Source organism: Rhizobium sp. CNPSo 3670, from assembly GCF_057784555.1.
Genome location: NZ_JBXSOL010000038.1, coordinates 1 through 26602, shown reverse-complemented (window position 1 = coordinate 26602; position 26602 = coordinate 1). Strand labels below are relative to the sequence as shown.

At 62.3% G+C, this 26602-nt stretch carries 23 protein-coding genes and 1 pseudogene; 15 read left to right on the top strand and 9 right to left on the bottom strand.

Going from position 1 to position 26602, the window contains the following annotated elements:
- Positions 1–65 precede the first annotated feature (65 nt).
- From AC13QO_RS26320 to AC13QO_RS26310, 3 genes are all read left to right on the top strand, one after another.
- The gene (locus AC13QO_RS26320) at positions 66–1226 is read left to right on the top strand and encodes a DnaJ C-terminal domain-containing protein (protein ID WP_434712232.1); all 1161 of its coding nucleotides are present in this window, start codon (positions 66–68) and stop codon (positions 1224–1226) included.
- Between the two features lie 121 nt (positions 1227–1347).
- Positions 1348–2166 (top strand): enoyl-ACP reductase FabI, encoded by an 819-nt coding sequence (fabI, locus tag AC13QO_RS26315; RefSeq protein WP_488542329.1) that lies wholly within the window; start codon positions 1348–1350, stop codon positions 2164–2166.
- A 20-nt stretch (positions 2167–2186) separates the two neighbouring features.
- Positions 2187–2777: a histidine phosphatase family protein gene (locus AC13QO_RS26310; protein WP_488542328.1), complete on the top strand. Its 591-nt coding sequence runs from the start codon at positions 2187–2189 to the stop codon at positions 2775–2777.
- A 294-nt stretch (positions 2778–3071) separates the two neighbouring features.
- Here AC13QO_RS26310 and AC13QO_RS26305 read toward each other — a convergent pair whose 3' ends face one another.
- Positions 3072–3332, bottom strand: a complete 261-nt coding sequence (locus AC13QO_RS26305) for a DUF1344 domain-containing protein (RefSeq protein WP_003569889.1) — start codon at positions 3330–3332, stop codon at positions 3072–3074.
- A gap of 367 nt (positions 3333–3699) precedes the next feature.
- On the opposite strand from AC13QO_RS26305, the gene aroC reads away from it, so the two are divergent.
- Both aroC and ribB read left to right on the top strand, forming a co-directional pair.
- Positions 3700–4797, top strand: a complete 1098-nt coding sequence (gene aroC, locus AC13QO_RS26300) for a chorismate synthase (protein ID WP_183705230.1) — start codon at positions 3700–3702, stop codon at positions 4795–4797.
- Positions 4798–4805: 8 nt separating this feature from the next.
- Positions 4806–5909, top strand: coding sequence for a 3,4-dihydroxy-2-butanone-4-phosphate synthase (gene ribB, locus AC13QO_RS26295; RefSeq protein WP_488542327.1), 1104 nt, complete (start codon positions 4806–4808; stop codon positions 5907–5909).
- Positions 5910–6230: 321 nt separating this feature from the next.
- Here ribB and AC13QO_RS26290 read toward each other — a convergent pair whose 3' ends face one another.
- On the bottom strand, positions 6231–7421 hold the full coding sequence (locus AC13QO_RS26290; RefSeq protein WP_488542326.1) for a winged helix-turn-helix domain-containing protein: 1191 nt from the start codon (positions 7419–7421) through the stop codon (positions 6231–6233).
- A gap of 301 nt (positions 7422–7722) precedes the next feature.
- Here AC13QO_RS26290 and AC13QO_RS26285 point away from each other — a divergent pair, with 301 nt between their 5' ends.
- From AC13QO_RS26285 to AC13QO_RS26275, 3 genes are read left to right on the top strand one after another with little or no spacing between them, the layout of a single operon-like run.
- Positions 7723–8397: an energy-coupling factor ABC transporter ATP-binding protein gene (locus tag AC13QO_RS26285; protein WP_488542325.1), complete on the top strand. Its 675-nt coding sequence runs from the start codon at positions 7723–7725 to the stop codon at positions 8395–8397.
- Positions 8397–9005 (top strand): energy-coupling factor transporter transmembrane component T family protein, encoded by a 609-nt coding sequence (locus tag AC13QO_RS26280; protein ID WP_488542324.1) that lies wholly within the window; start codon positions 8397–8399, stop codon positions 9003–9005. Before AC13QO_RS26285 ends, AC13QO_RS26280 begins: the two co-directional genes overlap by 1 nt.
- A 24-nt stretch (positions 9006–9029) precedes the next feature.
- Positions 9030–9593, top strand: coding sequence for a biotin transporter BioY (locus AC13QO_RS26275; protein ID WP_285194679.1), 564 nt, complete (start codon positions 9030–9032; stop codon positions 9591–9593).
- A 200-nt stretch (positions 9594–9793) separates the two neighbouring features.
- Here AC13QO_RS26275 and AC13QO_RS26270 read toward each other — a convergent pair whose 3' ends face one another.
- Together AC13QO_RS26270 and AC13QO_RS26265 are read right to left on the bottom strand one after the other, a co-directional pair.
- On the bottom strand, positions 9794–10933 hold the full coding sequence (locus AC13QO_RS26270) for an acyltransferase family protein (RefSeq protein ID WP_488542323.1): 1140 nt from the start codon (positions 10931–10933) through the stop codon (positions 9794–9796).
- Between the two features lie 600 nt (positions 10934–11533).
- Positions 11534–12427, bottom strand: coding sequence for a LysR substrate-binding domain-containing protein (locus AC13QO_RS26265; protein ID WP_488542322.1), 894 nt, complete (start codon positions 12425–12427; stop codon positions 11534–11536).
- Positions 12428–12659: 232 nt separating this feature from the next.
- On the opposite strand from AC13QO_RS26265, the gene AC13QO_RS26260 reads away from it, so the two are divergent.
- A complete protein-coding gene (locus tag AC13QO_RS26260) occupies positions 12660–13046 on the top strand; it encodes an ectoine synthase (protein WP_085779980.1) in 387 nt (128 codons plus the stop codon).
- Positions 13047–13153: 107 nt separating this feature from the next.
- On the opposite strand, the pseudogene AC13QO_RS26255 reads toward AC13QO_RS26260, so the two are convergent.
- The 3 genes and pseudogenes from AC13QO_RS26255 to AC13QO_RS26245 form a co-directional block, all read right to left on the bottom strand.
- Positions 13154–14502: pseudogene (locus tag AC13QO_RS26255) on the bottom strand (SLC13 family permease).
- Between the two features lie 93 nt (positions 14503–14595).
- On the bottom strand, positions 14596–16110 hold the full coding sequence (locus AC13QO_RS26250; RefSeq protein WP_488542321.1) for a malonate--CoA ligase: 1515 nt from the start codon (positions 16108–16110) through the stop codon (positions 14596–14598).
- Positions 16107–17531, bottom strand: coding sequence for a malonyl-CoA decarboxylase (locus AC13QO_RS26245; RefSeq protein WP_488542320.1), 1425 nt, complete (start codon positions 17529–17531; stop codon positions 16107–16109). Before AC13QO_RS26245 ends, AC13QO_RS26250 begins: the two co-directional genes overlap by 4 nt.
- Before the next feature lie 165 nt (positions 17532–17696).
- Between AC13QO_RS26245 and AC13QO_RS26240 the strand changes: the two genes are divergently transcribed.
- The gene (locus tag AC13QO_RS26240; RefSeq protein ID WP_488542319.1) at positions 17697–18347 is read left to right on the top strand and encodes a GntR family transcriptional regulator; all 651 of its coding nucleotides are present in this window, start codon (positions 17697–17699) and stop codon (positions 18345–18347) included.
- Positions 18348–18639: 292 nt separating this feature from the next.
- Here the strand turns inward: AC13QO_RS26240 and AC13QO_RS26235 are convergent, their stop codons facing one another.
- The gene (locus tag AC13QO_RS26235) at positions 18640–19041 is read right to left on the bottom strand and encodes an acyl-CoA thioesterase (protein ID WP_085777184.1); all 402 of its coding nucleotides are present in this window, start codon (positions 19039–19041) and stop codon (positions 18640–18642) included.
- Positions 19042–19307: 266 nt separating this feature from the next.
- Between AC13QO_RS26235 and AC13QO_RS26230 the strand changes: the two genes are divergently transcribed.
- The 4 genes from AC13QO_RS26230 (at position 19308) to AC13QO_RS26215 (ending at position 22365) form a co-directional block, all read left to right on the top strand.
- Positions 19308–20243 carry a histone deacetylase family protein gene (locus AC13QO_RS26230; protein WP_221154279.1) on the top strand — a complete coding sequence of 312 codons (936 nt, stop codon included), beginning with the start codon at positions 19308–19310 and terminating at the stop codon, positions 20241–20243.
- Between the two features lie 2 nt (positions 20244–20245).
- A complete protein-coding gene (locus AC13QO_RS26225) occupies positions 20246–20497 on the top strand; it encodes an exodeoxyribonuclease VII small subunit (RefSeq protein WP_488542318.1) in 252 nt (83 codons plus the stop codon).
- Positions 20498–20584: 87 nt separating this feature from the next.
- Positions 20585–21352, top strand: coding sequence for an SDR family NAD(P)-dependent oxidoreductase (locus AC13QO_RS26220; protein WP_488542317.1), 768 nt, complete (start codon positions 20585–20587; stop codon positions 21350–21352).
- Positions 21353–21441: 89 nt separating this feature from the next.
- Complete coding sequence (locus AC13QO_RS26215; RefSeq protein ID WP_097597734.1) at positions 21442–22365, top strand: pirin family protein; 924 nt, start codon at positions 21442–21444, stop codon at positions 22363–22365.
- Between the two features lie 25 nt (positions 22366–22390).
- Here AC13QO_RS26215 and AC13QO_RS26210 read toward each other — a convergent pair whose 3' ends face one another.
- Positions 22391–24370 carry a phospholipase D-like domain-containing protein gene (locus AC13QO_RS26210; protein ID WP_488542316.1) on the bottom strand — a complete coding sequence of 660 codons (1980 nt, stop codon included), beginning with the start codon at positions 24368–24370 and terminating at the stop codon, positions 22391–22393.
- 264 nt (positions 24371–24634) lie between these two features.
- Here AC13QO_RS26210 and dxs point away from each other — a divergent pair, with 264 nt between their 5' ends.
- Positions 24635–26551: a 1-deoxy-D-xylulose-5-phosphate synthase gene (dxs, locus tag AC13QO_RS26205; RefSeq protein ID WP_085777180.1), complete on the top strand. Its 1917-nt coding sequence runs from the start codon at positions 24635–24637 to the stop codon at positions 26549–26551.
- The last annotated feature ends 51 nt before the right edge of the window (positions 26552–26602 follow it).

Genomic DNA, 26602 nt, shown 5'->3' with positions numbered 1-26602 from the left:
GATATTGGGCGGGGATGCCGGGCAAGGACAGGCGTCACCCGCATCGCAACACCGGCGGTTTTGACATGCGCGATCCTTACAAAATTCTGGGCGTCAAGCGCGACGCGGCGGCAGAAGAGATCAAGGCGGCCTGGCGCAACATGGCCAAAGCAGCCCATCCCGACCACAATCAGGACGATCCGACGGCGACGGCGCGGTTCGCCGAGATCGGCCGCGCATACGAAACACTGAGAGACCCGCGCAAACGCAGCCTGTTCGACAATGCCGTGCGGGTGGCGGAAGCCAAGAAGCAGGAACAGACGATCATGCAGCAGCGCCAGGCGGCGCGCGAGGCTGCGGCCCGCGCCAAGGCGGCGCAGGCCAATGCCGAGCGGGTGATGGAAGAGCTTGCCCGGGCTGCCCAGAAGGCCGCGGCCGAAGGCCCAAAACAGCAGGCCGGCACTGGCGAAGGTGCCGAGGAGATGGTCGAGCGCATTTTCGGCGCGCAGACACGCGCTGCGGCGGGCGGCCAGGCGCAGGGCCGCGCCCAGCAGACGCAGTCCCAGCAGACGCAGGGCCAGACACAGTCCGAAGCGGGCAAACGTGTGGATGGCGAGGCCCCCGAAGCCGAGGAGGAACCCGGCGAGACATCAAACAATGCCGCCAACCTGTCGCTGCCGCTCAGCATCCTGACATCGCTGGTGCGCCGTTTCACCGGCGCCAAGGATAGCGGCCTCGAGAAAGCGCCGGACGAGGTGACGACGGCGACGGTCACGATCGACGACGTGCTGAAAAGCGGCTGGATCAACGCGTCGTTGCCGGAGGGCCGCGAAATCGGCTTCGCGCTGCCGGCCGGCACCACGGATGGTCACGAGATCAGGCTCAAGGGACAGGGCTTCAAGCTGCCGGGCATGCAGCGCGGCGATGCCGTCGTCAATATCCGCATCGCCCCCGATCCGCGCTTCACCGTCGATGGTTTCGACCTGCACGCCGTGCTGCCGATCAGTATCGAGAATGCCGTGCTCGGCACCGAGGCACGCATCGAAGGCCCGGCCGGGCCGCTCGATATCACCGTTCCCGCATGGTCGGGCTCGGACAAGACGATCGCGATTCCCGGCCAGGGATTGCCGCGGGAAGACGGCAGCAGAGGCGATCTCGTCGTCGAATTGCGCATCATCCTGTGGGAAAAACCCGACGATAAGATCACAGATCTCATGCGGAGCATGCGCGAAGGCCTGTTCCTGTGAAATTTTTATGACATTCGCACCCTTTGTTACGATCCCTAACAGTTGATGATCCAGGCCAAGCTTGAACCGATTAACGGCCTATGCCATAGGCAGGATCGATCAGAATCCTAGGGAGCGAAATATGGCTCAAGCATCCGGCCTCATGGCAGGCAAACGCGGCGTCATCATGGGTGTCGCCAACAATCGTTCGATTGCGTGGGGTATTGCCAAGGCCATTCATGCGCAGGGCGGAGAAGTCGCGCTCACCTATCAGGGCGATGCGCTGAGGAAGCGTGTCGAGCCGCTTGCAGCCGAGATCGACGCGACGCTCGTCGGCCACTGCGATGTCGCCGACGAATCCACCATCGACGCGGTTTTCGAAAATGTCGAAAAGCTGTGGGGCAAGATCGATTTCCTCGTGCATGCGATCGGCTTTTCCGACAAGGACGAGCTGACCGGCCGCTACATCGACACCTCGCCAGACAATTTCACCAAGACGATGCAGATTTCCGTCTACTCCTTCACCTCGGTCGCACGCCGCGCCGAGAAGCTGATGACGGACGGCGGCTCGATGCTGACGCTAACCTATTACGGCGCCGAAAAGGTCATGCCGAACTATAATGTCATGGGCGTCGCCAAGGCCGCGCTCGAAGCGAGCGTCAAATATCTCGCCGTCGATCTCGGGCCACAGAACATCCGCGTCAACGCCGTTTCGGCCGGGCCGATCAAGACGCTCGCCGCCTCCGGCATCGGCGATTTCCGCTATATTCTGAAGTGGAACGAATATAATGCCCCGCTGCGCCGCACGGTCACCATCGAGGAAGTCGGCGACGTCGGCCTCTATCTGCTGTCAGACCTGTCGCGCTCGGTCACCGGTGAAGTGCATCACGCCGACAGCGGCTATCATGTCATCGGCATGAAGGCGGTCGACGCGCCGGATATTTCGGTCGTCAAGGACTAAGTCCCCCCGGAGTCGAGACCGTGCTCATCTACGTGATCAGACACGGTCAGACCGACTGGAATGCCGAGCGTCGCCTGCAGGGCCAGAAGGATGTGCCGATGAACGCCATCGGCCTGGAACAGGCCCGGCAGAACGGCATTGAGCTGGCCAAGATCCTCGGCGATACGGTTGGCGAATTCGATTTTGTCGCAAGCCCGCTCGGACGCACGCGCGCAACGATGGAAATCATGCGCGCCGCCATGGGACTGCCGCCGCTTGCCTATCGCACCGATCCGAGGCTGGTGGAGATTTCCTTCGGAGACTGGGAGGGCTCGACGCTCAAGGAACTGAGGGCGACGCAGGCCGAGCGGGTGGCCGAACGCAATGCCTCGAAATGGGATTTCATTCCACCTGGTGACGATGCGGAGAGCTACGAGATCCTCTCCTGGCGCACAAGCGCATGGCTGCGCTCCGTCGATCGCCCGACTGTCTGCGTCACCCATGGCGGCGTCATCCGCACGCTGTTCCAGGCGATTGCCGACCTGCCTAAGAGCACCGCCGCCGAAGGCGGCATACCACAGGACCGGATCGTCAGGATCGATACGAGCGAGCGGACGATCGTTTGGCTGTAGGCATCGCAGGGCGCCGCGCTCAGTGTTGGTCGGAATGGGATGGGAGCGAGTTGTTCGGCCCGGGGGAGATCGCCGATATGAGCCCCTCATCCAGCTGCCGCCACCGAACCGGGGTCGAGCCACGTGTCTCGACCCGTCCTCCGGACCCACGCTCGCGGGACGAAGGGACATGCCGCGCCCTCTCCGGTCCACTCGCTTTCGTGGGGCAAGTCCCTCGCCCCGCGAGCGGGGAGAGGGTTAGCGTGAGGGGCAGCCATTGGCGCCAACCTCACACGACCATTCTCCGGAAACTGCCTACTTGACGATATCGAGATCGTTGATGACGCGCTTGCCGTCGACCTCGGTATAGAAGACGATGACCTTCACGCCGGCTTCGAGGCCGTCGAAATTGAATTCCTCCGGCGCCTGATAGGTCTTGCCATCGTCGAGCGTCAGCACGAGATTGGCCGTGTCGACCTTCTTGATCGTCGCCTCGACATCGGCGCTCTCGGCAAAACCGCTCATCGGCGACAGGAAACTTGCTGTGGCCAAAAGCGTGGCGACGACGAAACGCATGGCAACAATCCTCTTGAAACGCTGCACGAGAACACTGGCCACAGATAATCTCCTGAATATGGCGAAAATTGCCCGTAAGAATGGCTTTTCCCGCCCAATTGATGAATGGCATTTTAAACATAATCAAGGCGCTGCGTTAACCACGCCCCTTGCCTCGCTGATCTCGCCGCTGCTGCGGCCGGAACTGGATGGCGGCTGGCTTCGTGACGGCCATGTCGCAAAGGAGCGAAACAGCATTTCCGCCGCTGCCGGTTTGACGCAAATAAAGGCTTTTGCCTCGGCGGTTTTTTGGCCTATGAGTGTCGCGCCTTTTCAAGCAATGGCGCGGCCGGCGGCGACCGGCGTTCAGGCGCCGCCGTGGGAACACATGTCACACAATACATTCGGTCACCTCTTCCGCGTAACCACCTGGGGCGAAAGTCATGGTCCGGCGCTCGGCTGCGTCGTCGACGGCTGCCCTCCAGGTCTGCGCTTCAAGCTCGAAGACCTCCAGGTCTGGCTCGACAAGCGCAAGCCCGGCCAATCCCGCTTCGTGACGCAGCGGCGCGAGGACGATCTGGTGAAGGTGCTGTCCGGCGTCATGCTCGATGCCGACGGCGAGACGATGACGACCACAGGCACGCCGATCTCCATGCTGATCGAGAACACCGACCAGCGCTCCAAGGATTATGGCGAGATCGCCCGGCAATACCGGCCCGGCCATGCCGACTATACCTATGACCTCAAATACGGGATTCGCGACTATCGCGGCGGCGGCCGCTCCTCGGCGCGCGAGACCGCCGCCCGGGTTGCGGCCGGCGGCATCGCCCGCCTCGTCGTGCCAGGTGTCACCGTGCGCGGCGCCCTGGTGCAGATCGGCAAACACAAGGTCGACCGCAGCAACTGGGACTGGGACCAGGTCGGACAAAACCCGTTCTTCTCGCCGGATGCGGCAATCGTGCCGGTCTGGGAGGAATATCTCGACGGCATCCGCAAGGCCGGCTCGTCCATCGGCGCTGTTATCGAAGTGATCGCCGAAGGCGTGCCCGCAGGTCTCGGCGCGCCGATCTATTCCAAGCTCGACCAGGACATAGCCTCGCTGCTGATGTCGATCAATGCCGTCAAGGGTGTGGAGATCGGCAATGGTTTTGCCGCCGCCGAAACCTCAGGCGAAGACAATGCCGACGAGATGCGCATGGGCAATGACGGAACGCCGATCTTCCTTTCCAACAATGCCGGCGGTATTCTCGGCGGGATCTCGACCGGACAGCCGATCGTGGCGCGTTTCGCCGTTAAGCCGACCTCGTCGATCCTGACCGAACGCCAGTCGATCGACGCCGATGGCAAGAATGTCGACGTGCGCACCAAGGGCCGGCACGACCCCTGCGTCGGCATTCGCGCCGTGCCGATTGGCGAGGCGATGGTCGCCTGCGCCATTGCCGATCATTATCTTCGCGACCGCGGCCAGACAGGCCGTCTGAAATAGGAGCGTCCATGTCTTACGATCAGAAGCGCGTCGTCGACGCCATCAGGGCCTTCGAGGCCGGCGAAATCGTCGTCGTCATGGACGACAATGACCGCGAGAACGAGGGCGATTTGATCGTCGCCGCCGTCCACACCACGCCGGAGAAGATGGCCTTCATCGTGCGCCACACCTCAGGCATCGTCTGCGCACCCATGCCGAAGGAAGAGGCCAAGCGCCTCAACCTCAACGCGATGGTGGCGGAAAACGATTCGGCCCACACGACCGCCTTCACCGTCTCGGTGGATTTCAAGCACGGTACGACGACCGGCATCTCGGCCGACGACCGGACGTTGACGGTGCGCAACCTCGCCAATCCGAATGTCGGGGCCGCCGATTTCGTCCGTCCCGGCCATATCTTCCCGCTGGTATCGCGCGAAGGCGGCGTGCTGATGCGCTCGGGCCATACGGAAGCGGCCGTCGATCTCTGCCGGCTCGCCGGCCTGCCGCCGATCGGCGTCATCTCCGAACTGGTCAATGACGACGGCACCGTCACCCGCGGGCCGCAGGTTGTCGATTTCGCCGAGATGCACGGGCTGAAGCTCGTCTCCGTCGCCGACCTCATCGCTTATCGCCAGCGCAAGGAAACGCTGGTCGAGCACGGCGCGAGCTTTGACATCGACACGCCTTTCGGCAAGGCCAAGGCCCACACCTATGCCCTGCCCTGGGACCCGATGCAGCATCTCGCCGTCGTCTTCGGCGACATCCGCGACGGCGTCGACATTCCGGTGCGCCTGCATCCGGAAAATGTCGCCGAGGATCTCTTCGGCAAGAACAGCCCGGTCGACTTCTACATGGAGAAGATCGCCGCCGAAGGCCGCGGCATCATCGTCTATCTGCGCGAGGGCTCCGTCGGCGTCGGCCATTACGACAATGGCCGCAAGGCCCGCAACCAGGGCCGCGAAGCCCATGCCGAGGCGCAGACGCGCGAGAGCGAATGGCTGGAAATCGGCCTCGGCGCCCAGATCCTCAAGGATCTCGGCGTCAGCTCGATCAAGCTGCTCACCAGCCGCGAGCGCCACTATGTCGGCCTGGAAGGTTTCGGCATCAAGATCAGCAAGACGGAGATCTGCTGAGGGGAGGCCCTCCCCTTCCTCATCAAGGCATGACTGGCTATCTGATTTCGCTAGCGGATGGCATCGGCAACAGGCCTCTGCGCGGTGAATGGTTTTCTCGTGTGCACCCCACTCTCCGTCATGCTCGGCCTTGAGCCGAGCATCCACGCCGCATCCATCAGCAGCAACCGCATGGATCCCAGGCTCAAGGCCTGGGATGACGGAGGGTGTGGTTGGCGTTGTTGCCCAAAATCGCCATCGGCGTCCAAAAACGCCTTCATTCGGCCGGCTCTTGTGACGGCCTTCCTTGTAAAGGCGAGAGACGGGCAGAGAGTAATTCGACTAGCCTCTCCACCCCTCGAGCAACACGACCTTCTCCACGCCAGCAAACCGCGCCACCCGATCCAGCTCGGCCTCCAGCCTCTCCAGCCGCCCGGCTGAAGCCTTGACACCCCGTTCCAGCCAGAGCCGCCTGACGTCGAGGGTCGATTTCTTGCGGTCCGCCTTCATGTCGATGCGGCCGATCAGCCGGTCGCCTTCGAGCAGCGGGAAGACGTAATAGCCATATTCGCGCTTGGCTTCGGGCACGAAGACCTCGATGCGATAGAAGAAGCCGAACAGGCGTTCGGTGCGGTTGCGGTCGCGGATCATCGGGTCGAAGGGGCTGAGCACGCGGATGCGCGGCGGAGCGTCCGGATAGGTGTCGAGCGTCGAGAGAAAGTCGGCAAAGGCCCAGGACGGGCGAGGCTTGCCGCCGGGCGCCGGTTCGATCAGCACTTCGGTCAGCTCGTCACGATGGGCTGATACCCAAGCCTTGGCCTCGTCGGGCGAGACCAGGTTCCAAAAGGCTGCGATCTCGCCGTGGGTGGCGAAACCGAGGCGGGCAAGCGCGCTGCGGCAGGCCCAATCGACGAAGTCTTCGCGGCTCACCTCCGGCTCGCGGAATTCAGCGGGGATAACGCGCTCGGTCAGATCATAGATCTTCTGGAAATTCGAGCGGCCGGCGATGGCGAACTTGCCGGTGTGCCAGAAATATTCGAGCGCCGTCTTGTTCGGATGCCAGTTCCACCAGCCGCCGGAGACGTGGCCATCGGCCTTGACGTCGCGCGCCAGCATCGCGCCGTCGCGCCGCACACGTTCATAGGTCTCCTCGAAAGCCGACTCGAAACCCTCGCCGCGCCACTTGCGCCAACGCTCGACGAGGACTTTCTCCTGGTGGCGGAACTTGTGCTTCCAATAGACGAAGAAGGCGCTGGGCAGGATGGAGGCGTCGTGCGTCCAGTGCTCGAACAGCGCGCGCTCCTTTTCGAGCAGCGCCTTGAGATGCTCGCGCCGATAGGTCTGGTTGCGGGAAAACAGGATCTGATGATGCGCCCGCTCCACCGTCTGGATGCTGTCCACCTGGACGAAGCCGAGATCGTGGATCAACTGCAGCAGGCCGGCCTTGGTCAAGGCGCGGTTCGGCGGGGCGCTGAGGCCCTGCTTGGCAAGAAAGACACGGCGGGCATCGGAATTGGACAGCAGATTCGTCATGCATCCATCATAACGCGGAAAATCTTCCTAGCCACTCGATTATCCGCCATCGCGATTTGCGCTTTCATCATCCTAGCTTCCCCGTATAGAAGCACTGCTGTCGGGTTGGCGCCAATGGCTGCCCCTCACCCTAACCCTCTCCCCGTAAACGGGGCGAGGGGATGTGCCCTGCGAGGGGCCCGCGGGGAACCGAGAGGGCGCGGCATGGTCCCTTCGCCCCGTTTACGGGGAGAAGGTGCCGGCAGGCGGATGAGGGGCCGGCATCGGCAACCCCTCCAGTAGAAAATGCGAGGGAATTAGTTTGGATATTCGCTTCGAAGGCGCCGGTGTCAGTTTCGGGGCGCGGGTGGCGCTCGAGCCGCTGACGCTCGGCATCACCGGCAAACGGATTGGCATCATCGGACTGAATGGCTCGGGAAAGACCACCTTTGCGCGATTGATCAATGGGCTGACCAAGCCGACTACTGGCCGCGTCATGGTCAACGGCCGCGACACGGCCGACGAGAAGACTGTTGGCGCCGATGTCGGCTTCATCTTCCAGTCGCCGCAGAACCAGATCATCCTGCCGATCGTCAAGGACGACATCGCCTTCGGGCTGAAGCGGCGCGGCTTCAGCAAGGCTGAGATCGAGGCAAGGGTCCAAGGCGTGCTGGCCCGCTTCGGCGCCGAGGCGCTGGCCGATCGCCGGGCGCACGAGCTTTCCGGCGGCGAGCTTCAGCTGGCGGCGCTCTGCTCGGTGCTGGCGACCGGCCCGGGCATTCTCATCCTCGACGAGCCGACCAACCAGCTCGATCTCAAAAACCGGGCGCTGGTCGAGAGGATCATCGCCGGACTGCCGGAAAGCGCCATCGTCATCACCCACGACCTTGAGCTGATCGCCGGTTTCGGACGGGTGCTCGTGTTTCACGAAGGGCGGCTTGCAGCCGATGCGCCGGCGGCCGAAGCGGTCGCCCGCTACCGGGAGATCGCCGCCTGATGCGATCGCTCTACGTCGAAGGCAACAGCCCGATGCACCGGCTCTCGCCGCGGGTAAAGCTCCTGTCGCTGACGGCCTTCGCCATCCTGCTGTTCATCGGCCACAATCTCCTTCTGCTCTCCGGCGCCGTGCTGGTGACGGCGGTGCTCTACGGCACGGTCGGCCTGCCGCTCGGCGAGGCGTTGCGACGGCTGCGGCCGATCTTCCTGACGATTGCGGTCGTCGCCCTCTTAAACTTCATCTTCAATCCCTGGCAGGCGGTGCTCGTGCCGGTGCTGCGGCTGACGGCGCTGACGCTTCTCGCCGCCAGCGTGACGGCGACGACTTCAATTACCGAGTTCATCGACGAGGTGACGGCGCTTGCCCGCCCGCTCGAACGCACCGGCCGGGTTCAGGCCGACGATATCGGGCTTGCTCTCGGACTGGTGCTGCGCTTCGTGCCTGAGATCGTCAACCGTTACCAGGCGATCCGCGAGGCGCATAGGGCGCGCGGGCTGAAGGTCCGGCCGACGAGCCTGCTTGCACCGCTGATCATTCTAACGCTGAAGGACGCGGATAATGTCGCCGCGGCGATTGACGCGCGCTGCATTCGGCGGCATGGAAGTTAACGATTTTTTAATACGGAGTTCATGATGAGCACCCGCGACCTCGTCCTTACCGCCCTCTTTGCCGCGATCATCGTGGCGCTCGGCCTGCTGCCGCCGATCTCGCTCGGCTTCATTCCGGTGCCGATCACCGCTCAATCGCTCGGCGTCATGATGGCCGGCGTCGTGCTCGGCGCCCGGCGCGGCGCGATCGCCGTGCTGATCGTGCTGCTCCTGGTCGCGATCGGCCTGCCGGTGCTTTCCGGCGGCCGCGGCGGCCTTGCAATCTTCGCCTCGCCGACGGCGGGCTTCCTCGTCGGCTGGATCTTTGCCGCCTTCGTCACCGGCTATCTCAGCGAGCGCCTGGTCAACCACGGGCAATCCGGCCTGGTGCAGACGGTGAGCTTCTTCCTCGCCGCCATGATCGGCGGCATCGTCGTGCTCTACGCCTTCGGCATCACCTATCTCGCGACCGTCGCAGGCCTCGGCTTCACGAAAGCCTTCGTCGGCTCCATGGCGTTCATTCCGGGCGATGTGATCAAGGCCGTCGTGGCCGCCCTGCTCGGCCGCGCCGTCATGGTCGGCTACCCCCTGCTGCCGGCGCGCGCTTAAGCGCTTAGGATCTACCCAGCATGCCATTAGTGGCCGCCTTCCACCGAAGGTGGCCACTGCGTATTAGAGGATGTCGCATGGATGCTCGGGGCAAGCCCGAGCAGGACGGAGAGTGGGGTCAAGGTCGAGGCAAGAGCCCAGAAGGAGGAATTCGGACATCATTGCGCCTCGGGCCTACTCCCTTTCCCCGATATTTACGCCTAAACCCGAGACTCCTTCGCCTGAAATTCGACAGCGTGCTGCCCAAGCCGGTCGAGGAACGCCCGCAGGACCCTGCGGACTGGCGGCTCCCCCCATTTGCACACCGCAAGCGACATGGCGCAGATGATCGCGACGGCCAAAGCCAGTGCCAGCAGCGGCGCCATTCCGCGGGCGGTCAGCCAGTCGAGAAGCTGGACGCCGATGGCGAGATGCAGGAGATAGAGCGGATAAGTCATGGCGCCGAAGGTTTTCACCGATCGAAGCAACAGGGTTGGCAGACGGCTGATCCGCTTGGCATAGCCGACGCTTGCGATGATCGATATCAATCCAGCCAGCCAGATTGCGATTGCGGGAAAGGAGGAGAAAGAATGACCCGCTGCGGTGAGCGTGCGGTCGCTGCTGTTCTCTCCGGCCATGTAGATCTGGGCGCCCCCCGCCGCCAAGGCGCAGAAGAAGCCCAGCCAGGATATCCCACTCATCCGGCCTTGGGACAGCAGCCAGATATAGATGCCGACGGCAAATTGGCAGCCGTAGTAAAAGGGGATGGCCCGCCAGGCGGTCTCGGTGAACATGTCCTGTATGGCTGCATCGGGAACGGCGTAAGACAGCGCGATGAAAGCCGCGCTGGCCAGCGACAGGCCGAGCGCCAGGGCGGACATCCTCGTCTTCTGCCCGGTCGCGCACATGATGAAGACGATGGCGTAGAAGCAAATCTCGCATGCCAGGGTCCAATACTGGCCATCGATCCAGGGCCCGCCGGGATAGAGCGTGATCGAGCGCAGATAGTTCATGAGGATGCGCCAGTTGACGTCCTGTGTGGCAATGACGATCAGCGTCAGCGATGCGCAGATCCATACCGCCGGATAGAGCCGCAGAATACGCCCCTTGAGAAATGACAGGGCGCTGGCGGAAGCGGCGGAATTGACGATGACGAAGCCCGATATGACGAAGAACAATTCGACGCCGACCCATCCGGCCTGGGCGACATTCTCGATCGCCGGCATTTTGTACGGTCTGAGATATAAAGGCGAGGCCCAGGAGGTAAATCCGAGATGGAACACTGTCACCATCAGGGCACATGCAAAGCGCAGTGCGTCGATCCCATAAATATACGGGTTTCCCGCCGCAGATTTAGCCATATTGATTGTCTCCAACACCTTCGCCCAGCCCGCCTCGACAGACATAGGGCTCAAGTTTCCTGTGACGACCCATAAATTGGATTGCGTGTCGGATCCGTTCGTCTATTCGCCCGTCAGATCAGTTCCGCAATCCTCGAGCGGGCCTGACATTCCGGCCTATTTGGAGGCCTGGTACGGAGTGGAGTTCGGGCAACAAAAAAACCGCCTTGAGGCGGTCGGGCATGCTATCGATTTCCGTTTGATCTAGTCTCCGCCACCTCCGTCGCCGCCATCGCAGCCCCCATCATGGCAGCCACCGTCATCAGAGACCTCGAACCCAATTCCGCCGTCGCTACCTGAACCCGGACTTCGCCTGGTGTTTGCGCTGGTCTGGGCGGTTGCTCCTGCTCTTACCGCGGTCAGGGCAAAGGCCAAAAGACCTGCGACGAGCATGGTCGTCAGAAGATATGAATCCAATCAGTTTCCTTTCGTTTGCTTCAGGAAATCTTGTTTCCTGATCGAAAGTGTAGATTATTTTTCGAGCGCCGCAATAGCGCCAATATGAAACTTTCATGACATTCCAGCTCGGGTCAAAGCGAGCGGTACGCCGGGGTCACCCGCTTATTCCATTGTCGGCGGGCCGCCGGATTGACACTCCGCCGTGAACCATTCCGCAAAGCGGCGAACCGGCTTCTTCGCCCAGGAGCTGGTGATCAGGTAATAGCCTTGAGTCTCTGCCGTCGAAATGTCCGAGAGCACAACGAGGTCGCCGCGATCGATCTCTCGCCGGAACACTTCGACAGGGCATAGTGCGACGCCATGCCCAGCGATTACCGCCGTGGCAAGAATGTTGAAGTCCTGGAATATCGGCCCGCGAAGCGGGTCGGGCGCCGTTATCTCAGCCTTTCGGAACCATTCTTTCCAGCCGTCCATGGATTCATCGTGCAGCAGCTCGGCTGCCGCAAAGGGAACGCCGTCGGCCATCCAGTTTCGCTTTGCCAGATAATGAATGCTGGCCACCGGCCGGTTGCGCCTGGAGAAAAGCAGGCGGCTCTCCCGTCCCCCTGACACGTCTTCTCCCATGGTAATGAGAACATCCAGGCTTTCGTCATCGAAGCGCTCTTCCGCCTTTGCATAGACGATCCTGACATCAAGATCAGGATCGCTCTCCCGGAAAGATGGAAGTGCCGGAACCAGCCAGCGCGACGCGATCGAAGGAATGCATCCCACAGTAATCGAACGCATATTGTGGTCTCTGCGCATGTTGCCAGTGGCGTGGGCGATGGCAGCGAGCGAGCCCGAAACGGCCAGGTAATATTCGGCGCCCGCCGGCGTCAGTGCAACGCCGCGTCCGGATTTTTGCAGCAGCTTGCGTCCCATCCATGTCTCCAGATGTTTGATCTGGTGACTGATCGCGGCATGGGTCACGTGCAGTTCGTCTCCGGCCTTTGAAAGACTCATGAGCCGGGCGGTTGCTTCGAAGGCTCTCAATGCGTTCAGCGGCGGCAGTTGCATATGTTCGAATTCCTCACATAAGCAGCAGGATCCATTGGCCGCCCGATATGTCAAATCTTTTAGTATCACTCCGAACGTGCCGGAGAATATCCGATCGCCCTCGGCCCGCGCCAGATTATGTGTAGAATATTCTAACAAGTCTCTCAAATTAGATCATTTGAAAGAGTCGCGGCTGCAGTGCCTAATGGATCACGGAGATCAACACATCTCAGCCATTCGCGAGGAGACGAACATGTTTGTGAGAAGCCTGAGAGAAGTCGAGCAGACCGAGCGTTTCGTCGATTGGGGCAATGGCACAAGCCATCGTCTGCTGACCAGGGATGACGGGATGGGGTTTACGGTCTGCCACACCGTTGTTCGCGCCAACACCGAAGCCCTGCTGCAGTACCGCAACCATCTGGAGGCCTGCTACTGCATCCAGGGAGCAGGCGAGGTCGAGGATATGGATGGCAATGTCTTCCCCATCCGCGCCGGCGATATCTACGTTCTCGACAAACACGATCGGCACTATTTGCGGGGTGGCAAGGATGAGGATCTCATCCTCGTCAGCGTCTTCAATCCACCATTGAATGGCACGGAACGTCACGATCTAAGCAATAGAAGCGGTTCGGAATACTGAGCCGGCCGCCCCGCCCCGCGACCAATACCGCACACCACGCCGTTCAGGTTTTTTCGCCGCCGCGGGCGATGGTCCGAGGCGGAAAGCGATTGGTTCGGCCGTGGCCGTCAAACCAGCCCCGGCACGACGAACACCAACCATGCGACGATCGGGCCGATAATGGCAATCAGCGCGCTATAGATCAGCAGCTGCTTGAGGACCTGCTCTCGCCTGTCATCCGGCGCATTGGCAACCACGAGGGCGCCATTGGTGGAGAAGGGGCTGGTGTCGACGATCGTCGTCGAGATGGCGATGGCCGCGACCACGCCTATGGCGCTGACATGTCCCTGCATGAGGAACGGAACCGCAAGCGGGATGATGGCGCCGAGCAGCGCGGTCGAGGATGCGAAGGCCGAGACGATGGCGCCGGTAAAGCAAAGCAGGAGCGCACCAGCAGCGGCATGCCGAGACTGGATATGCCGTTGGCGACATAGTCGACCGTACCGGCCTTCTCCATGACGCCGACATAGGTGATGATGCCGGCAATCAAAAGCACGGTCGACCAGCTGACCTTGTCGATTGCCGCCTTCTGGGTCTTCGGGGACAGCAGCGCCAGCGCAACGGCGACGGTCATGGCGACCAGACCGACGTTGAACTTGAAAACCAGGGCGCCGATGCCGAGCGCCGTCAGGCCGATCAGGGTGGTGATTCTTTCATTGTTCAGACGCAGCGTCGCCGCCGTATCGGCCGCCGTGCCGTAGGCATGCTCCCGGATCGGCTTGGCCGGCGTGCCGCCGTGGCCCCTGATCGAGGCCGACACGCCCTCGGGATGCAGTTCGGGCAAGGGGCCAGGTGATGTTGCCGGCGCGTGCTTCATGACCTTTGCGCCGCCGAAGGCGAAGAACACCAGCACTGATATCGCCAGGTTGAAGAAAAAGCTCGAGAGAAACAACGACGTCGGAGCGAAAGGCAGGCCGGCCTTCGCGACGATCTGGTTGGTGATGCCGCCATAGATGCTGATCGGTGAAAAGCCGCCTGCCTGGGCGCCGTGGATCACCATGAGACCCATCATCACCGGGTGAATGCGGTACTGAATGGCAAAGCTCAAGGCCACAGGGGCGAGAATGGCCACTGCGGCCGGCCCAAGCGCGCCGAAACCGGTGATGACGGCGGCGACGAGGAACATCACCCATGGGATCAGGCCGATGCGTCCACGCACCAGGCGCACGGCGCATTCGACCAGCCAGTCGATGGTGCCGTTGATCTGCGCGATGGCGAAGAGGTAGGTGACGGCGACCAGCGTCAGGAACAGATCGCTCGGGAAGCCGGCAAAAATATCGCCGGTCTTCATGCCGATGGTCATGGAGCCGAGAAGGAAGGCGCCGGCAAAAGCGAGCGCGCCCATGTTGATCGGCTGGATCGTCGCAATGATGAACATCGCGACCAGCAGGCCTATGGCCAGTATTTCAATACCCATGATTCCCCTCCCTCCGGCGCCTCCAGCGCCGTAGCTGTTGCGTTCAAGTTTGATGCGGATGCCGGCGCGCCCTCCTCCCAGAGGGCGGTCGCCTTACGTCCTGGTGTAAAGATCGGCGTATTGCTGCCGCAGGATGTTCTTCTGAACCTTGCCCATCGTGTTGCGCGGGAGGTCGTCGGCGAAGATGATGCGTTTTGGTTGCTTGTAGCGCGCGAGGCGGTTCTGAAGAGCGCTGACGATGCTCTTTTCATCCAGGACGGCGCCAGGCTTGCGCACGACGACGGCGGTGACGCCTTCGCCGAAATCGGGGTGCGGCACGCCGATCACAGCGCTTTCGACGACACCGTCGATCTGGTCGATCTCGCTCTCGACCTCTTTCGGATAGATGTTGTAGCCGCCCGAAATCACCAGATCCTTGCCGCGGCCGACGATGTGGACATAGCCGTCCCGATCAATCTTGCCGAGATCGCCGCTGATGAAGAAACCGTCGGCGGTGAATTCGGCCGCGGTTTTCTCCGGCATGCGCCAATAGCCCTTGAAGACGTTCGGCCCCTTGATTTCGATCATGCCGGTTTCTTCAGGCGGCAGCACCTGTCCGGTGGCGGGATCGGTCACCCGCACCGTCACGTCAGGCAGCGGCAAGCCCACCGTCCCGGCAATCCTCTTTCCGTCATAGGGGTTCGACGTGTTCATATTGGTTTCGGTCATGCCGTAGCGCTCGAGAATCGCGTGGCCTGTCCGCGCCTGGAACGCGGTATGCGTCTCTGCCAGCAGCGGCGCCGAGCCTGAGATGAACAGGCGAATGTTGGCCGCCGCCTGTTTGTCGAAGCGCGGGCTTTGCAGGAGACGCACGTAGAAGGTCGGCACGCCCATCAGCATCGTTGCCTGCGGCATCAGCGAAACGACCTCATCGGCGTCGAACCTCGGCAGCAGGAACATCGAGGCGCCGGCGAGCAGCGTGACGTTGGTGGCGACGAAGAGCCCGTGCGTGTGGAAGATCGGCAGGGCATGAATCAGCCGGTCATCTGATGTGACGCGCCAGTAGTCCCGCAGGGTCAGGGCGTTGGAGAGCAGATTTCCATGGGTGAGCATCGCTCCCTTCGAACGGCCCGTTGTTCCCGAGGTGTAGAGGATCGCGGCCAGATCATCGGCGGCGCGCGAGGCATCGACAAAGTCGGCCGGCTCGTCGCGCGCAAGATCGAGCAAAGAGCCGCTACCGTCGGAGTCGAGGGTTTCGACGATCGCGCCGTGGCGTTTGGCGATGGTCTCCACGCCTTGCCTTGCGGCCGGGGCGACGACCACCAGACGCGGCTCCGCATCACCGATGAAATAGTCGAGCTCGGCCAGCGTATAGGCGGTGTTGAGCGGCAGGTAGACGGCACCGCTGCGAAGACAGGCGAGATAGAGGATGAGCGCCTCGACGCTTTTTTCGACCTGCACCGCAACCCGGTCGCCGGGGCGGATGCCGAGCGTGTCCATCGCGCCGGCGATGCGGCCGGAAAGAGCGAAAGCGTCGTCATAGGTCCATACGCGGGTGCTATCGATCCGGATGAACGCTGCGTCGCCGGGCGCGGCGGCCCGCATGGCGTCGAAAAGATGGTTGCTCACTTTCGCCCTCCTCCAAGCGTGGAATTCATCAGTTGTACGAATGCTCGAGAGCCCTGCTGGCCATGGCCGCCGCGGCGGCCGTTATCGCTCTGGCTGAGCAGGTTCTTGACGGCGGGCGAGGCGATCACTTCGCCGCGCTGCGCCAGCGCCTCGTGGTTGGCGACGATGTCGTCGAGCTTGTAGAGGTAATTGACCATCAGACCGTGCGCCTGCTGGATAGCCTTGGGCGAGCGGTCGCCGAGGAAATTCAATCGTTCAAGCCGCGCGCCATTGCCGAGATGGAAGCGGGCAACGGGATCGACGGGACGGCCCTCCGGCGTCCGCTCGGTCAGGAAGTAGCGGGCCGCAAGCGGCAGCAATAAGCGCTCCACTTCGGCCGCGCCATTCTCCTTGCCGGGCCAGTTCGGATCGTCGAGCAAGGCCAGCGTTTTCAGGGCCGCTTCGGATAGAACCAGGCCGTCTGCCGAGGCGCGCACCTTGGCAAGCCAACGGGCAAAGCCGGGGACCGGCGACAGTGTGACGAAATTCTTCAGGCCGGGCAGGTCGCGGCGCAGGTCTTCCACGACCTGCTTGATCAGGAAATTGCCGAAGGAGATGCCGCGCAAGCCATCCTGGCAATTGGAGATCGAATAGAAGACGGCCGTCGTCGCCTCGTCGGCATTGATCTGCTCCCTGCCCTCATCGAGCACATCGGCGATCGCCTTCGGCACGGATCGGGTAAGCGCCACCTCAACGAAGACGAGCGGCTCGTCGGCCAGTCGCGGATGGAAAAAGGCAAAGCATCGACGGTCGGCCGGCGCCAAGCGACGGCGCAACTCCTCCCAGCTGGCGATCTCATGCACGGCCTCGTATTTGATGATCTTCTCCAGGATGTTTGCCGGCGTCGACCAGTCGATGGGTCGCAGCGTCAGGAAGCCGCGATTGAACCAGGAGCCGAACAGATGCGTGAAGTCGGCATCAAGCGCGTCATAGGCTTCTGATCGGTCTTTGGAAGCAAGCAGGTGCTGACGCATGCGAACGAGCGTGGCGGTGCCGTTCGGCGCGTGATTCAACCGGCGCAGAAGCTCCTGCCGCCGCGGCTCGGCTGCATGGTGGAGCGCAATAACGGCGGCCGAACTCTTGTCGGTGCGGTAGCGTTCAATCGCCTGGTCGAGCTTGCTCGCATCAGGCCCGAATCTTTCGTGAAGCATCTGGAGGAATGTCTGCGCGCCCTCGCTGTCGAGGGCCTCCCAGCGATCGAGTATCTCGGCCGCAAGAGCCATGCCGGATGCTTCGCCCCGGCTCGACAGCAGCATTTCACAGAGGGTCTGAAGATCGGCTTTGGCGGCGGCCTGTGTGTTGCGCGAGCCGGAAAACAAAAGCTGGCGACCGTGATCCGTGATGCTTTGCAGCATGTCGGTGAAGAAAGACGCCTCGGGCATGCCATTCTCCTCTCTTCCGAAGACCAGCCGTATTGTGCGGCCATTCAGACCATCTGCTTCCCATCGCCGGGCTTCATCGGTAGTATGTAGAGTGTCATCTTTCGTACACGGCGTCAACATTGGTGTATACAAGAATGGCGCTTGTGTATGAAGGATGCGAGACAAATGTCAGAGAATGCTGGCCGGTGGCTTCGGGATGAGATTGAAAACGCGATACTTTCCTACGAGTTCGCCCCCGGTGAACGGCTTGATGAAACGGTGCTTGCCAATCGGTTCGGCGTTTCGCGAACGCCGGTGCGCGAGGCGTTGATGCAGCTTGACGCCATCGGGCTGATCGAAATCCGCCCGCGCCGCGGTGCGATCGTGATAGATCCCGGGCCGCACCGGATCTATGAGATGTTCGAGGTGATGGCGGAACTCGAAGGCCTGGCGGGATCGCTCGCCGCACGCCGGCTGGACAAGGCCTCCCGGGAAGCGATCACCGCCACCCACAGCCGCTGCGAACAATCGGCCGGCGCCGGCGACAGCGATGCCTACTATTATGACAATGAGGAATTCCATAAGGCGATCTACGCGGCAAGCCGCAGCGATTTCCTTGAGGAGCAATGCCAGCAATTGCATCGACGCCTGCGGCCGTACCGCCGCCTCCAGCTGCGCGTGCGCAATCGCCTGTCGACCTCCTTCTCGGAACATTGCGCCATCGTCGACGCGATCTTTGCCGGAGATGGAGATGCCGCCCGCCGCCTGCTGCGAACGCATGTCGGCATTCAGGGCGAGAGGTTCAGCGATCTGGTGGCCAGCATGGCGTTGAGGTGACGAGAGCCCCAAATTTCAGCCGGCGGAAAGCCGAGCCGCATCGCGGAGATCAAGGAAACCATCTGCGTAAAAACCGAAGCACCGGGCTCTTACTCTTGAGGTTCATCTCCACGGTGCGGGGAAACGAAAGTGTTTTTCTTATTCGGCCAGGCCGAGCGAAGTGCTTTCCAGAAATCCCGCAGCGCCAGAAGCAGCGCGGCTCTTTGTGTTCCGTACATGAACGTCACGACGTCGTCGGCGTCCCACCGACCGGTCTCTCGCTCGTCCTTCATCGCTACCTGCCGCAACGCCCCTAATCCAAAAATCCATAGAGCCAGTCGCGCGTTTCCTCCGGCAGGGAGGCCGGCTGCTCGTCCTCTCTGTTGCGGGCCTGCCATATGATCTCGACCTCGGCGGCGCGCTCCTCCCCCGTGTCGATCGAAACCAAAAAGCCGATGGAGCGCACGCCGATCTTGTCGATGGCGGCGGTGAAGATTGCCGGCTCGTCATGGTGCAGCGGGCGGTGAAGCATGCAGGAGATCTTGCTGGCGCTATAGAGCGGTTCGTCGTCTACATCGGGCCGTGCCGACCAGAAGCTCGCAATGACGGATTCAGCGTAAGAAATATAGGAGGCCAGGAACATCTTGCCGTTCATATCGACATCGCGAAACGGCACGCGTATTTCCGTCACCCCAGGACGCTTTGACTCACTCATCAACAATACTGCCTTACAACATTCCCCCAAACCGACATTACTGCATAATTCATTGGATCGAAACAGATTTGATTCAAAGCGTTAGAGCCTAGCTTGCAGGTTCTCGAAGGCGCCCCGCGGGTATGACGATGCGATCGGAGCAAATATTGCGAGCAACGGTTCGCGTCCCGGAGCGTGCGCAAGCGCCGCGGGAGCACTTGTTGAAATCGGCGGGCGATGCCCCATCTGCTGTGGAACATGACAGAAGCGGCCGATAGAGTGTCTCCATGAGCACCCGTCTTTACGAACACCCGATCTTCCTGGAACATGTGACGCCCGCCGGACACCCCGAGCGGTCGGACCGGATCCGCGCCATCAACGTCGCGCTGGAACATCCGAATTTCGAACGGCTGGAGCGCCGGCAGGCGCCGCAGGCGAGCGAGGATGCGGTGCTGCTTGCCCATCCGGAGGAGCATCTTGCCGCCGTCATGCGGGAGATCCCCGAGGAGGAAGATCGGATCAATCAACTCGAAGCCGATACCTATGCTAGCGTCAAGAGCCTGCAGGCGGCGCTGACCGGCATCGGCGGGGCGATGGCGGCGGTCGACGACGTCTTTTCCGGCCAGGCCGACAATGTCTTCGTCGCCGCGCGTCCGCCCGGGCACCATGCCGAGAAGATGACGGCGATGGGCTTCTGCTTCTTCAACAATGCGGCGATCGCCGCCCGCCATGCGCAGAAGAGGCACGGCGCCGAGCGCGTCGCCATCGTCGATTGGGACGTGCACCATGGCAACGGCACCCAGGATATCTTCTGGGACGATGCCTCGGTGCTGTTCTGTTCGACGCATCAGATGCCGCTCTATCCCGGCACCGGCGCCAAGGAGGAGAAGGGCAAGCACAATACCATCGTCAATGCGCCGCTTTCGCCGAATGTGGGCAGCGACCATTTCCGCGAGGCGTTCAAATCGCGCGTGCTGCCGGCGCTCGACGATTTCCGGCCGGATCTGATCATCATCTCCGCCGGCTTCGACGCGCATCACCGTGATCCGCTGGCGCAGATCAATCTGACGGGTGAGGATTTCGACTGGGCGACGGGCAGAGTCCTGGAACTGGCCGACCGGCACGCGAAGAACCGGGTCGTCAGCCTGCTCGAAGGCGGTTATGATCTCGAGGGGCTGGCCGAATCGGCGGGCATGCATATTCTGAGAATGATGAAGGGTTGAGAATGACTGACAGCGCCAAGCCTGAAGTATCGGGCCTTTCCTTCGAAAAGGCGGTCGCCGAACTCGAAAGCATCGTTGCCCGGCTGGAACGCGGCGACGTGGCGCTTGATGAATCCATCGAGATCTATGAGCGCGGCGAAGCGCTGAAGAAACATTGCGAGACGCTGCTTTCGACGGCCGAGAACCGCATCGAGAAGATCAGGCTCGACCGCGCCGGCAGGCCGCAGGGCGTCGAGCCGCTGGACGGCGCCTGAGCCTACCGAACGCGGCATTTGAAGACGCTTGGCGATCGGCTTTCGGTCGATCTATGATCCCCTTCCGGAACCATCAGGGGACAGACAATGACGGACAGATTGAAGGGCAAGGTCGCCATCATCTCGGGCGGCGCGACCGGCATGGGGGGTGCTGCCTCGAAGCTGTTTGCTGCCGAAGGCGCGCCCGTTGCGATCATCGACCGCAATGGCCAGGCGGCCGCCGAGACGGTGAAACAGATCCGTGATGCCGGCGGCGAGGCCGACTGCTGGACGGCCGATGTCTCGGACGAAACAGCCGTCAATGCCGCCGTGGCCGGCGTCGAGGAACGCTATGGCGCGGTGACCGTGCTCTTCAACCATGCCGGCACCATCGTCATCAAGCCTTTCCTGGAGACGACGCTTCAGGAATGGGACTGGCTGCACGCCGTCAATGTGCGCTCGATGTTCCTGATGACCAAGGCGGTGCTGCCGAAGATGATCGCCGCCGGCGGCGGATCGATCGTCTGCACCTCGTCGATCTCGGCGGTCGCCGCCACCCCGATGGAAGTGCTCTACGACACCACCAAGGGCGCGGTGCACATGTTTGCCCGCGCCATCGCCGTCGAGTTCCGCGACCGAAACATCCGCTGCAACGCCGTCTGCCCCGGTTTCATCCGCACGCCGCACGGGCTGCGCGAGGTCGCCGACCTGCAGGCGCTCGGCGTCGATGTTTCGGATGCCGCCATCGCCGCGCAGCAGGGACGGATCGGCGAACCGGAAGACGTGGCGCGCGCCGCCCTTTATCTCGCCAGCGATGAATCGAGCTTCGTCAATGGCGCTCATCTCTTCGTCGATAACGGCTTCACCGCAATCTGACATCATGGAGCCTCTTCGGCACATCCTGTTGGACGCGCGGCGCTGCAGGGACTATCTGTGGTCGACGTCCCTGCAAGCGGAGATCCCTCATGTCCTTCTTTCCCGGTAAAGATCCCCTGCCCGGCGATGCCTTCGCCTGCGATGCGATCGAGAACCTGATCATTCCGCGCAGCAGCGATATCGGCGGCTTCCAGGTGCGGCGCGCGCTGCCGACGCGGCAGCGGCGGCTGGTCGGGCCGTTCATCTTCTTCGACCGCATGGGACCGGCGATCCTGAAGCCCAATGAGGCGCTCGACGTCAAGCCGCATCCGCATATCGGTCTTTCCACCGTCACCTATCTGTTCGACGGCGAGATCCGCCATCGCGACAGCCTCGGCACCGAAAAGGTCATCCGTCCCGGCGACATCAACCTGATGACGGCAGGCCGCGGCATCGTCCATTCCGAGCGCACGCCGGACAATCTGCGCGGCCACCCGTTGCTGATGTCCGGGCTGCAGACGTGGCTCGCGCTGCCCGACGACAAGGAAGAGATCGATCCTTCCTTCGCCCATACGGAAAAGACCGACATGCCGCTGATCGAGACATCAGGCGTGCGCGGCCGGGTCGTCATCGGTTCGTTCGAAGGCATGACATCGCCGGTCGGCACGTTCTCCGACACGCTCTATGTCGATCTCAACCTGCAGCCGGGCGTCCGCTTTCCCTTCGGCGCCGGCCATGAGGAGCGCGCCGTCTACGTGCTGTCGGGCGAGGTCGTCATCGCCGGCGATCGCTTCGCCGCCGATCAGTTGCTGGTCTTCCGGCCCGGCGATCCTATCACGCTGGAAGCCGGCGGCGACGGCTGTCATCTAATGCTCTTCGGCGGCGCGGCGCTGAATTCGAAACGCTATATCTGGTGGAATTTCGTCTCGTCCTCGAAGGAGCGGATCGAAAAGGCCAAGGAGGAATGGCGCACCGGCCGCTTCGATATCGTGCCGGGTGACGAAGAAGAATTCGTGCCTCTGCCGGAGGGGTGACGGCGGCGGATAGGCCGCCTGGAAATCAACCCACCGCGAAATAGCGCATCAGCGCCCCCTTCGTGCGATTGACGTAGCCGTCCAGCCAACTGTCGTCGACGTTGAGGAAGCCCGACCAGCCCTTCTTGCCTTGACGCTTCAGTTCCGCCTCGACCGCACGAAACCGGTAGTGGTCGTAGACATCGAGGATATGCACCGCATAGGCCTCGGCAAGGGCGCGGTCGCCTTTGACGATCAGCATGTTCTCATCATTGGCGTAGGAGGCCTTGAAACCGAGATTATGGCTGCCGAGGACGACGACGCAGTCGTCCGATAAGGGATCGATCACCAGCACCTTGTCGTGAATGATGGCGCCGACCTTCTTGGCCGTCAGTTCCTCCGCGCCGAAATCCGCCAGCAGTTGCCGGTCGTCGATGCGCGAGGCCCGGACGATCGAGACATTGGCCTCGTCGAACGTATGCGGCGAGATGGCGTCGACATCGTCGTCCTCGTCGTCGGGATCGTTCTTTTTGCTGGGGACATAGTTAGGCATGGCCTGCGGGCTGGAAACGGCGCCGGTCACGATCAGCTTCTGGTCCTTGAGGCCGATGTCGATCGCCTCGCCGACGATGCAATCCTTGCCGGACTGTCCGGGATAGAAGGCCAGAAACAGCACCGCATGCTCGGCGCGGCGCATCAGCCGGTAGACCTCGCGAAGATCGGGCGGTGTAACCTTGCCCTTCCTTCGGCTCTGCATGTTCGGCGAGAACCATGCTTCCACCGAAGCGCCATTGCCGGTGGGCACAATGGACGGCGTCTCGTTCGAGCGACGGAACGCCTTGCTCTGCTGGTTGTCGGGCATGCCGTCGTCGAATTGGACCGGCTCTTCCAGCGTTGCATTGTCTTCCAGCATCCGCTCCCAATAGGAAACATAGGCCGCGGCAACGGCATCGTTCCTGACGATCAGCGCATTGTTGGATTGGCCGGCAAGGCCCATCGCCGTCCAGTTGGTGCTGCCGGTGAAGACGCTGCGATCCGCGCCGCCAGGCGGAATATGGACGACGAACTTGTTGTGGCCGATCTGACTCGAATTGTTGAACATGCGGTGGTGAATCTCGGCGCCGGCCTCGATCAACGCCTTGCGTGCATGGGCATTGCGCACATCCCAGTCGTCACCGACCTTTCCGGTATTGGCGAGGATGATGCTGAGCTTGTCCCTGTTGGCAAGCAGCAGGTCGAGCAGTTCCTCATCCTCGAGCTCGTAGAGCGCGACAAGGAACCGGCCAGGCGCATTCATGAAGTCCTTGAGCATGGGAATGACATCGCCGGCAAGATATTTGCGGATGCCGTTTTCCGGATTGGAGATCATGTCGATCAGTTCGTTCGGCTGTTTCACGCCGTCCTCCAAGAGCACGTTTCGCAGCCACTGGGCGGCGAGGATGCCGTTGGTGAAGGTGGACTCGAACTGGCCACGCTTGCGCGTCACATGCACCGGATTGGAGGCGACGGCCGGCCCGAGATAACCGAGCGGCCGCGGAGGCCCTTCATAGGCCTTGACCGCGATCTTCTCGAAGGTGCCGTCGAGCTTTTTGATCGGCCGGCCATTTTCATCCCGCTTGTTGATTTCGACGATCTCAGGCGTCGGATCGGGCGCGGCCTGCATGCCCGGCTTCAGGTCGCCGAGCGGGCGGATTTCATAGCGCACGCGGACCTCGTCCGGTCGGCGCTTCATCTCGTTGCGGCGCTTGCGCAGCGTGAGGTCGCGCCAGGACAGCTTCTGCACCGGCCAGAGCGACGTCGTCTGCGGCAGCCAATGCGGATTACGCTGCCCCTTGAAGGCGACCCAAGCGGCGCAGGTCACCCGGTCCTCGCTGCCGTCGGACCTTATCGACACGTTACCCTGTTCGTCGAGATAGACGCGGACGACTTCGAACCCGAGGCACCCGTCGATCTTGGCATCGATGTCCCACGCCACATAGGCGACCTCGTTGTTCACATAGGCATGCGCTGCAACAATCGTTCCCATGACCCGTCCCCCAGTCAGTCCGGCAACATTGCTACCATTCCGTGTCATATTCAAGCTGTTCGCCAGCGCTTCGCGCATTCGATCGCCCGGGCAAAATCAGGCAAATGCAACTCACAGAAATAGAAAGTGATATCTTCCGAAACCGCTCACACTTTTTTCCGCCATGCTCTAAGGTGAAAACCTTCGGTTCCTGAAATGCACTTGTTTTGCCCCGATCTAATCGAATAAAGCGAAACGAGGAAAAGCAAGAAAGAGCACCCGCCCGTGACACAACTGCCGAAGACTCCCCTGCTCGACCAGGTCATCTATCCAGCCGACCTGCGCAAGCTCGAGGATCGCGAGCTGCCGCAGCTTGCCCGCGAAGTCCGGGACGAAATGATCGATGCGGTGTCGCGCACCGGCGGTCATCTCGGCGCCGGCCTCGGCGTGGTCGAGCTGACGATCGCCATCCACAGCGTCTTCGATACGCCCAACGATCGGCTGATCTTCGATGTCGGCCACCAATGCTATCCGCACAAGATCCTCACCGGCCGGCGCGACCGCATCCGCACATTGCGCCAGGAAAACGGCCTTTCCGGTTTCACCCGCCGGGCCGAAAGCGAATATGATCCGTTCGGGGCGGCGCATTCCTCGACCTCGATCTCGGCCGGCCTCGGCATGGCGATCGCCGCCGATCTGGAGAAGACCGACCGCCGCGTCATCGCCGTCATCGGCGACGGGGCGATGTCGGCCGGCATGGCCTATGAGGCGCTGAACAATGCCGGCGCGCTCGACGCCCGCCTCATCGTCATTCTCAACGACAACGACATGTCGATTGCGCCGCCGACTGGGGCGATGAGTGCCTATCTCGCCCGCCTCGCCTCGGGGCGCACCTATATGGGCTTCCGCGACTTCGGCAAGAAACTGACGGCCTATCTCGGCAAGAACATCGACCGGGCAATCACCCGCGCCGTCGAGCATGCGCGCGGCTACGTCACCGGCGGCACAATGTTCGAGGAGATGGGCTTCTATCATATCGGCCCGATCGACGGCCATTCCTTCGACCACCTGCTGCCGGTGCTGCGCAATGTGCGCGATAACGCCCGCGGACCGGTGCTGATCCATGTCGTCACCCAGAAGGGCAAGGGTTATCCGCCGGCGGAAGCGGCGGCCGACAAATACCACGGCGTCAACAAGTTCGACGTCATCACCGGCGCGCAGGCGCGGGTCAAGCCGAATGCACCGAGCTATACCAGCGTCTTTGCCGAAGCGCTGGTGCAGGAAGCCGCCCTTGACGACAAGATCGTCGGCATCACCGCCGCCATGCCGAATGGCACCGGCCTCGACAAGCTGGCCGAAGCCTTTCCGTCGCGCTGTTTCGATGTCGGCATTGCCGAACAGCATGCCGTGACCTTCGCCGCCGGCCTCGCGGCGGAAGGCTACAAGCCATTCGCCGCGCTTTACTCCACATTCCTTCAGCGCGCCTACGACCAGGTCGTGCACGACGTGGCGATCCAAGGCCTGCCGGTGCGTTTCCCGATCGACCGCGCCGGCTTCGTCGGCGCCGACGGGCCGACCCATGCCGGCTCCTTCGACACAGCCTTCCTCGCCACCCTGCCCGGCTTCGTGGTGATGGCGGCGGCCGACGAGGCTGAACTCAAACATATGGTGCGCACGGCCGCCGCCTATGACGCCGGCCCGATCTCCTTCCGCTATCCCCGCGGCGAAGGTGTGGGCGTCGACATGCCGGCGCGCGGCGAAATCCTGCAGATCGGCAAGGGCCGCATCGTCAAGGAAGGCACCAAGGTGGCGCTGCTCTCCTTCGGCACCCGGCTTGCCGACTGTCTGCTTGCCGGCGAGGATCTCGACGCCGCCGGGTTGTCGACAACGGTCGCCGACGCGCGTTTCGCCAAACCGCTCGACCACGACCTGATCCGCCAGCTCGCCCGCCACCACGAGATGCTGATCACCGTCGAGGAAGGCTCGGTCGGGGGCTTCGGCAGCCAGGTGATGCAGTACCTTTCGAGCGAAGGCCTGCTCGACAACGGCCTGAAGATCCGCTCGCTCGTCATGCCCGACATCTGGATGGAACAGGCCAAGCCCGAAGCGATGAACGCTCATGCGGGATTGGATCGCGCCGGGATTGTTTCGACGGTGTTCCGGGCGCTTGGACGCGGGGTTGCCGTTGGAGTGGCCGGGTAAGTGGATTTGTTTGAGGGCGTGCCGTGTGGCCCCCTCATCCGCCTGCCGGGA